This window comes from Luteibacter sp. P4_D7_3, assembly GCF_056401735.1.
This window is the reverse complement of the sequence record NZ_JBFUIT010000201.1, coordinates 1-7,423: the sequence shown is the minus strand read 5'-3', so window position 1 is coordinate 7,423 and position 7,423 is coordinate 1. Positions and strand designations below refer to the sequence as shown.

Sequence of the window (7,423 nt, the reverse complement as noted above, 5' to 3'; positions counted from 1 at the left end):
TTCCAGTACGGTAGTCACGAAGTCACACTGGAGACGGGCGAAATTGCCCGCCAGGCCTCCGGTGCAGTCATGGTCAGCATGGGCGGCACTGTCGTTCTGGTCACTGTCGTCGCTGCCCCCAAGGCGCGCGACGGCCAGGACTTCTTCCCGCTCACGGTCGACTACATGGAGAAGTTCTACTCCGCGGGTCGTATCCCGGGTGGCTTCTTCAAGCGCGAAGGCCGTCCGACCGAGAAGGAAACGCTTACTTCGCGCCTGATCGATCGTCCGCTTCGTCCGCTGTTCCCGGAAGAGTTCCGTAACGAAATCCAGGTCATCGCACAGGTCGTGTCGCTGAACCCGGAAGTCGACGGTGACATCCCGGCGCTGATCGGTGCTTCAGCCGCGATGCGTCTCGCCGGCGTGCCCTTCAAGGGTCCGATCGGTGCGGCTCGCGTCGGTTACGCGAATGGCCAGTACATCCTCAACCCGACCGCCGCCCAGCTGAAGACCTCCGACCTCGACCTCGTCGTGGCCGGTACCTCCAGCGCCGTGATGATGGTCGAGTCGGAAGCCAAGCTGCTCAGCGAAGACGTCATGCTCGGCGCGGTGGTGTTCGGTCACCAGCAGATGCAGCTCGCGATCGACACGATCAACGCCTTCGTCGCCGAAGCCGGCGTCAAGACGTTCAAGTGGGACGCTCCGGTCGCCAAGACGGCGCTGTTCGACGCGGTCAAGTCCGCTGTCGGCAACCGTTTCACCGAAGCCTTCCAGATCCGCGACAAGCTCGCCCGTCGTGACGTCGTCAGCGCGCTCAAGAGCGACGTGAAGACGGCCATCGCTGCCAACGCCGAAGCCAATGGCTGGACCGACGCAGACATCGGCAACGCCTTCGGCGAAGTCGAGTACCGCACCCTGCGCGACGGCGTCCTCAGCACGAAGGTCCGCATCGACGGCCGCCAGCTCGACGACGTCCGCCCGATCTCGGTGCGCGTCGGCGTCCTGCCGCGCACGCACGGTTCGGCGCTCTTCACCCGCGGTGAGACGCAGGCCCTGGTCGTTGCCACGCTCGGCACCACCCGTGACTCGCAGCTCATCGACGCGCCGGAAGGCGAGTGGAAGGACACGTTCCTCTTCCATTACAACTTCCCTCCGTTCTCGGTCGGTGAAACCGGTCGCGTCGGTAGCCCGAAGCGTCGCGAAATCGGCCACGGCCGTCTCGCCAAGCGCGGCGTGCAGGCTGTCAAGCCGACGATCGAAGAGTTCCCGTACGTGATCCGCGTCGTCTCGGAAATCACCGAGTCGAATGGCTCCTCGTCGATGGCTTCGGTCTGCGGTTCTTCGCTGGCCATGATGGACGCGGGCGTTCCGCTGAAGTCGGCTGTTGCCGGTATCGCCATGGGCCTGGTGAAGGAAGGCAACGACTTCGTCGTGCTCTCCGACATCCTCGGTGACGAAGATCACCTCGGCGACATGGACTTCAAGGTAGCCGGTACCGCCGATGGCGTGTCCGCGTTGCAGATGGACATCAAGGTCGACGGCATCACCGAAGAGATCATGCGCACGGCGCTGGCCCAGGCCAAGCGTGGTCGCCTGCATATCCTCGGCGAAATGGCCAAGTGCATCACCGAAGCCCGCTCGGAAATGAGCGAGTTCGCACCGCGCCTGCTCACGATCAAGATCCACCCGGACAAGATCCGCGAAGTGATCGGCAAGGGTGGCGCGACCATCCGCTCGATCACCGAAGAGACCGGTACCACGATCGACATCACCGATGACGGCAACGTTGTCATCGCGTCGGTCAACCGCGAAGCCGCCGAAGCCGCGCGCAAGCGCATCGAGCAGATCGTTTCGGACGTCGAGCCGGGCCGTATCTACGAGGGCAAGGTTGCCAAGCTGATGGACTTCGGCGCCTTCGTCACGATCATGCCGGGCAAGGACGGTCTCGTTCACGTCTCGCAGATCTCCAGCGAGCGCGTCGAGAAGGTCTCGGACAAGCTCAAGGAAGGCGACATCGTCAAGGTCAAGGTCCTCGAAGTCGATAAGCAGGGCCGTATCCGCCTGTCGATGAAGGCCGTTACCGAAGACGAAAACGTCACCGGTTAAGCCTGCTTCAAGCTGTACTCACAAAGCCCGGCGTCGCAAGACGCCGGGCTTTGTCGTTCATCTGGCAGGCTCCTACAGCTTCCTGAGGCCCTCCACGCGGTACGATTACCCCATGTCCGATAAGCCCAACGATTTCATCGATCAGTACCAGGCCTTCGTCCGCGCGGGGCTGGAAACCTGGTCGCGCCAGTTCGATCCCGCAAGTCAGGGCGCGGCTGCGTCGCCGTCCGCTGACATCATGGGACGGATGTTCAGCGGCCTGAGCGGTTATGGCGACTGGATGCGCTCGATGGCCGCCGGCGAACCCGGGGCGGCGCCATTTGCGATGGGGGGCGTGCCTCCCTTTGGCGGCCCGGGCACAGCGGGGCCTTCGCCCTATGGGCCGCCGGGCGCCTTCCCGCGTGGCTCCGCACCGTTCGGCTACGGGCCGCCACCAGGCGCCGCGGCGTATGGCTACGGTCCGCCGTCCGGCGCCGAGATGCCACAACCGGGTACCGAACAGTTCGACGAGTGGGCGCGCGTGGCGCGCGAAACGCTGTCGATGCCGACGTTCGGTCTCACACGCGAACAGCAGGAAGAGCAGCAGGCCTTGTTCCGCGCATGGATCGACTATGCGGAACACTACGCGCGGTTCCAGGCTTTGCTGCAGGGCGTGAACGACCGTGCAGGCGCCGCGCTTCGCGAGCAGCCCGCACCATCGGACGCGGAGTCCATGCGTTCGGTTTACGACCGATGGGTAAATCTTGCCGAGGAAAACTACGGTGAGGCTGCGTTATCCAACGAATTCCGCGAGGTATATGCGTCGCTCGTGAACGCGCAGATGCGCCTGAAAGTGCTGCAGCAGAAACAGGTCGAGCGCGTGACGCGCCAGGCTGGCATGCCTACGCGTACCGAAGTGGACAGTCTTGGCGAGCGATTGCAGGCGATGCGTCGGGAGTTGCGGCAGATGCATGGGCTGGTGGCTGAGGTCGAGGCGCTTCGTGCTGAAGTGGCGACGCTGCGAGCCGGTAAGACGGCTGCGAAGAAGGGCAGGGCGCGATGAACGGCAATCCGTTTTCGTTCGACCCCGAGAGCGCGCGGGCCGAAGTCGAAGCGTTTCGCCGGAAGCTCGAAGCCGGAATGGAAACGCTCAAGCACATGGGGCCGATCGAGCTCGGCACCACGCCGCGCGAGGCCGTGTATACCGAAGACAAGCTCACGCTCTGGCATTTCAAGGGCACGAAGAAGCCGAGTGCCAAGACACCCCTGCTGATCTGTTACGCACTGGTCAACACGCCGTGGATGGTCGACTTGCAGGAAGATCGATCCATGGTGCGCAACCTGCTCGCCCAGGGCGAGGATGTGTATCTCATCGACTGGGGTTATCCCGACGGCGCCGATCGCTGGTTGACTCTGGAAGACTATATAGACGGCTACCTGGATCGCTGCATCGATGTGATTCGGACGCGCCACGCGATTGAATCGCTCAACTTGCTCGGCATCTGCCAGGGCGGTGTGTTCTCGCTTTGCTATGCCACCCTGCATCCGGAAAAGGTTCGCAACCTCGTCACCATGGTGACGCCGGTGGACTTCCATACGCCCGACAACATGCTTTCGCATTGGGCGCGAAATATCGACATCGACCTGTTTGTGGATACGTACGGCAATGTCCCGGCCGATGTCATGAACTTCGCCTACCTCACGCTGAAGCCAGTTCGTCTGAACCAGCAGAAGTACGTCGGCCTCGTGGACATCCTCGACAACCCGAAGGAAGTCGAGAATTTCCTTCGCATGGAAAAGTGGATCTTCGATTCACCCGACCAGGCGGGTGAGGCGTTTCGCGAGTTCGCTCGCGACTTCTTCCAGAAGAACCAGCTGATCAAGGGTGAGGCGCACATCGGTGGCAAGGCGATCGATCTGAAGAAGATCACCCACCCGGTGCTGAACATCTACGCCGAGCAGGATCACCTCGTGCCGCCGGCTGCGTCCACGCCCATGGGCGATGTCATTGGCAGCAAGGATTACACCGCGCTCGCTTTCAAGGGCGGCCATATCGGGATCTACGTTTCCGGTCGTGCCCAGGCCCAGGTGCCGCCTGCCATCCATGACTGGCTCGCCAGCCGTTAGTTGGCATGAATGCGCGCCTGGCCAAAATCCTTCTCTCGCTGACGCTGGCGGCCTTTGCGCTGGTCGTGGCGTACGACAACCTCATCGACTATGGCTCGAACTTCGCCTTCGTGCAGCATGTGTTGTCGATGGATACGACCTTTCCGGGCAACGCGTTGCTGGAAAGGGCGATCGTCCGGCCATGGATGTGGCACGCCGGTTACGTTCTCATCATTGCGGGCGAGGCAGCGACGGGCGTATTGCTCCTTATCGGAAGCTTCGCCCTCTGGCGTGCCCGCAACCAATCGACACACCTCTTTCAGGCGGCCAAACGCTGGGTTGTCGCCGGCTGCGCCCTCGGCTTCGTGGTCTGGTTCTTCGGCTTCATGGTGGTTGGCGGGGAGTGGTTTGCCATGTGGCAATCGAAGGCGTGGAATGGGCAGGAAGGGGCCTTCCGGTTCTACATGGCAATCATCGGGGTGCTGATTTTCGTCAATCAGGCTGATTCCGAACCGCAATAGCAGCGGCGTAGGCGCGTGGCATACTCCGCCAGCGGCAAGGGAGCCGCCTGAACAGGGATGGGGGATTCATGAACGCTTTGAAATACGCGTGGCTCATGGCCGGCGCACTGGTTTTGTCTGGGTGTGCCGGGCCGGCGATGAGGCCGCCGACGGCGCTACCCGTGAGTTCGATTTCGATCACCACGGTTGCCCAGGTGCCGGCGTCCGGGCAACTTCCGGCTCCTGCGGCGCACGTGGGTACGTCACAGTACATCGTCATGCAGAACGAGGGTGGAAGCATCTTCCTGGGACCCATCCTCGGAGGACTGCGGGTCGAATCGAAGACACGTGAGATGGCCGAGAAGTACAAGCATTCGGTGTTCGATATCGATCCCATGCCGACGGTGGCTGCGGCGCTTTCGGAGGCCGGCATGCCCGATCGTGGCGCATCGGCGACCTACACTGTGCATCCGTACGTCTACGTTGAGCACGGTACCGACGGAAGGTTCCGCATGGCGCTGGTCTACCAGGTGGAATCGCACGGCGCCCAGCCCTGGATTGGGCGCTACACCTATGACCTCCCGACGCCCATCGCCGAAGCGCGATTCATGAAGCTCGACGACGCGGCGCGCGCGACATTCAACACCGAACTCAACGAAGGGGCGGCAGCGCTCGCCAGCCTGATGCAGCGCGATTTGTCCGGCGCGTTACCCAAGCAGGGGCGTGCCGTTAACGTCGGCACGCTCTGGCTTTGCGGTGAGCGCTTCGGCGGGATCGGCATCTACACGCAGCCTGCCGAGATGTCATTCCGGGGGCAGATCCTGGAGGAGTCCGGCGGCTTCGTCACCGTACGCATGGACGCCTTGCTGGGGCCTAACCAGGTCTATGGTGTGCACCTGGTCCGTCGTGACTTGGTCCACACATTGAAGTCCAGGACCTAGGCAGGCGTAGGCACGGCGGACCGGCCRCATGCCGGGACGCCGTGCGATAATCGGGAGATGAACATCACCACCTCCCACGACTCCATTCGCGCCGTGCAGTGGCAGGGCGACCGTCTCCGCCTGCTCGACCAGCGTCGCCTCCCGGCGGAAGAAATCTGGTTCGATTGCGTGAACGCCGATGACGTCACTCGCGCCATCCGCGACCTCGCCGTGCGGGGCGCTCCCGCGATCGGTATCGCCGCGGCATGGGGCGTCGTGCTGGCTGCGAAAACGGGTGAGGATCTCGCCGCTTCCATGGCCACGTTGCGCGCTGCGCGCCCCACGGCAGTGAACCTCATGTGGGCGCTGGACCGCATGAACAGGCGCGTGCTTGCAGGCGCTGATACCGCCGCACTGGAAGTCGAAGCGCAGGCCATCCAGGATGAAGACCTCGCTGCCAACCGTCACATGGGCGAACTCGGCGCCTCGCTGATCGAAGCGGGTTCGCACGTGCTCACGCACTGCAACACCGGTTCGCTTGCCACCGCCGGATACGGTACGGCTTTGGGCGTGATTCGTGCCGGTGTCGCCATGGGCAATATCGAGCAGGTTTACGCCGGCGAGACGCGTCCCTGGCAGCAGGGTGCCCGCCTGACCATGTGGGAGCTGGTGCGAGACGGCATCCCCGCCAAGCTCATCGCCGATTCCGCCGCCTCGCACCTCATGAAAGACGGCAAGGTGAGATGGGTCATCGTCGGCGCGGATCGCATCGCGGCCAACGGCGACACCGCCAACAAGATCGGCACTTACCAACTGGCCATCGCCGCACGCCACCATGGCGTGAAGTTCATGGTCGTGGCGCCGTCGACCACCGTCGACATGGCAACGGGGACCGGTGACGACATCGAGATCGAGTTGCGCGACGCAACGGAACTGTTGTCGATTGCCGGTACGCGTACCGTGATCGAGGGTGCCGACGCCTGGAACCCAGTGTTCGACGTGACCCCGGCCGAGCTGATCGATGCCATCGTCACCGAGCGCGGGGTGATCCTCAAGCCTGACGAGGAGCAGATGCGGATCCTGTTTCCGTGAGCCGTCTGCGCCGTGAGGTGGCCCTGTTCGCGGTGGGCGGCCTGCTCGGCTTCATCGTCGACGCCGGTATCGCCCAGGCTCTGGTCCGCCTGGCGGACTGGAGCGTGTACACGGCGCGCATCGTATCGTTCCTCAGCGCCGCGAGCGTTACCTGGTGGTGGAACCGCAACCACACGTTCGCGCAGCGTGACTCGGGCCAGAGCCAGGGTTCCGAGTGGCTTCGCTGGATGGGCCTGATGGCCGTCGGCGCGGTGATCAACAACGGGGTTTACGTTCTCGTTTTCCAGGCATTTCCGGCGCTCCGCGCGTGGCCCGCGGTGGCCGTGGCGGCAGGCTCGGTAGGGGGCTCCGTGGCGAATTTCCTGTTCGCCAGGACACTGCTTTACCGCGCCGCCAAAACACCTGCGTAAGTCATTGAATTAGAACACCTTTTAGCTGTCTTTTCGACGCCCGTTGTGCTACCATCGACGGGTTGGGTCGGCCGCGTCGCGATACCGCGAATCGCGCGGCCGGCGGGGGCCTATTGTTAGACATCCAGGAAGCCGATTGATGGCAGAACTCGCCAAAGAAGTCATCCGCGTCAACATCGAAGACGAGATGCGTCAGAGCTATCTCGACTACGCGATGAGCGTCATCGTCGGGCGCGCACTGCCCGATGTGCGCGACGGCCTTAAGCCGGTACATCGACGCGTGCTGTTCGCCATGAACGAGCTGAGCAACTCCTGGAACAAGCCGTACAAG

At 63.2% G+C, this 7,423-nt stretch carries 8 protein-coding genes; all 8 read left to right on the top strand.

The features are described from left to right. Positions 1-2,085, top strand: a 2,085-nt coding sequence (gene pnp / locus AC1DSN_RS15550; protein WP_477331529.1) for a polyribonucleotide nucleotidyltransferase, incomplete at its 5' end; no start/stop codon positions are given. A gap of 112 nt (positions 2,086-2,197) precedes the next feature. Further along, on the top strand, positions 2,198-3,127 hold the full coding sequence (locus tag AC1DSN_RS15545) for a poly(R)-hydroxyalkanoic acid synthase subunit PhaE (protein ID WP_477294712.1): 930 nt from the start codon (positions 2,198-2,200) through the stop codon (positions 3,125-3,127). Then, entirely contained in the window at positions 3,124-4,191 is a 1,068-nt protein-coding gene (locus tag AC1DSN_RS15540; protein ID WP_477294710.1) for a class III poly(R)-hydroxyalkanoic acid synthase subunit PhaC, read from the top strand. The genes AC1DSN_RS15545 and AC1DSN_RS15540 overlap by 4 nt, the downstream gene beginning before the upstream one ends. A gap of 5 nt (positions 4,192-4,196) precedes the next feature. Next, positions 4,197-4,691 (top strand): DUF2165 family protein, encoded by a 495-nt coding sequence (locus AC1DSN_RS15535; protein WP_477294708.1) that lies wholly within the window; start codon positions 4,197-4,199, stop codon positions 4,689-4,691. Between the two features lie 68 nt (positions 4,692-4,759). Further along, positions 4,760-5,611 (top strand): hypothetical protein, encoded by an 852-nt coding sequence (locus AC1DSN_RS15530; protein WP_477294706.1) that lies wholly within the window; start codon positions 4,760-4,762, stop codon positions 5,609-5,611. Positions 5,612-5,668: 57 nt separating this feature from the next. Then, positions 5,669-6,682 carry an S-methyl-5-thioribose-1-phosphate isomerase gene (mtnA, locus tag AC1DSN_RS15525; RefSeq protein WP_477294704.1) on the top strand — a complete coding sequence of 338 codons (1,014 nt, stop codon included), beginning with the start codon at positions 5,669-5,671 and terminating at the stop codon, positions 6,680-6,682. Next, a complete protein-coding gene (locus AC1DSN_RS15520; protein ID WP_477294702.1) occupies positions 6,679-7,092 on the top strand; it encodes a GtrA family protein in 414 nt (137 codons plus the stop codon). The genes mtnA and AC1DSN_RS15520 overlap by 4 nt, the downstream gene beginning before the upstream one ends. Positions 7,093-7,231: 139 nt before the next feature. Next, positions 7,232-7,423: DNA gyrase subunit A (locus tag AC1DSN_RS15515; RefSeq protein WP_477331527.1), on the top strand; the 192-nt coding region annotated here is incomplete at its 3' end.

Bases quoted from the DNA above. Each gene is read 5' to 3' on its own strand.
- AC1DSN_RS15545 (WP_477294712.1), top strand. From the start codon at position 2,198: ATGTCCGATAAGCCCAACGATTTCATCGATCAGTACCAGGCCTTCGTC.
- AC1DSN_RS15540 (WP_477294710.1), top strand. From the start codon at position 3,124: ATGAACGGCAATCCGTTTTCGTTCGACCCCGAGAGCGCGCGGGCCGAA.
- AC1DSN_RS15535 (WP_477294708.1), top strand. From the start codon at position 4,197: ATGAATGCGCGCCTGGCCAAAATCCTTCTCTCGCTGACGCTGGCGGCC.
- AC1DSN_RS15530 (WP_477294706.1), top strand. From the start codon at position 4,760: ATGAACGCTTTGAAATACGCGTGGCTCATGGCCGGCGCACTGGTTTTG.
- mtnA (WP_477294704.1), top strand. From the start codon at position 5,669: ATGAACATCACCACCTCCCACGACTCCATTCGCGCCGTGCAGTGGCAG.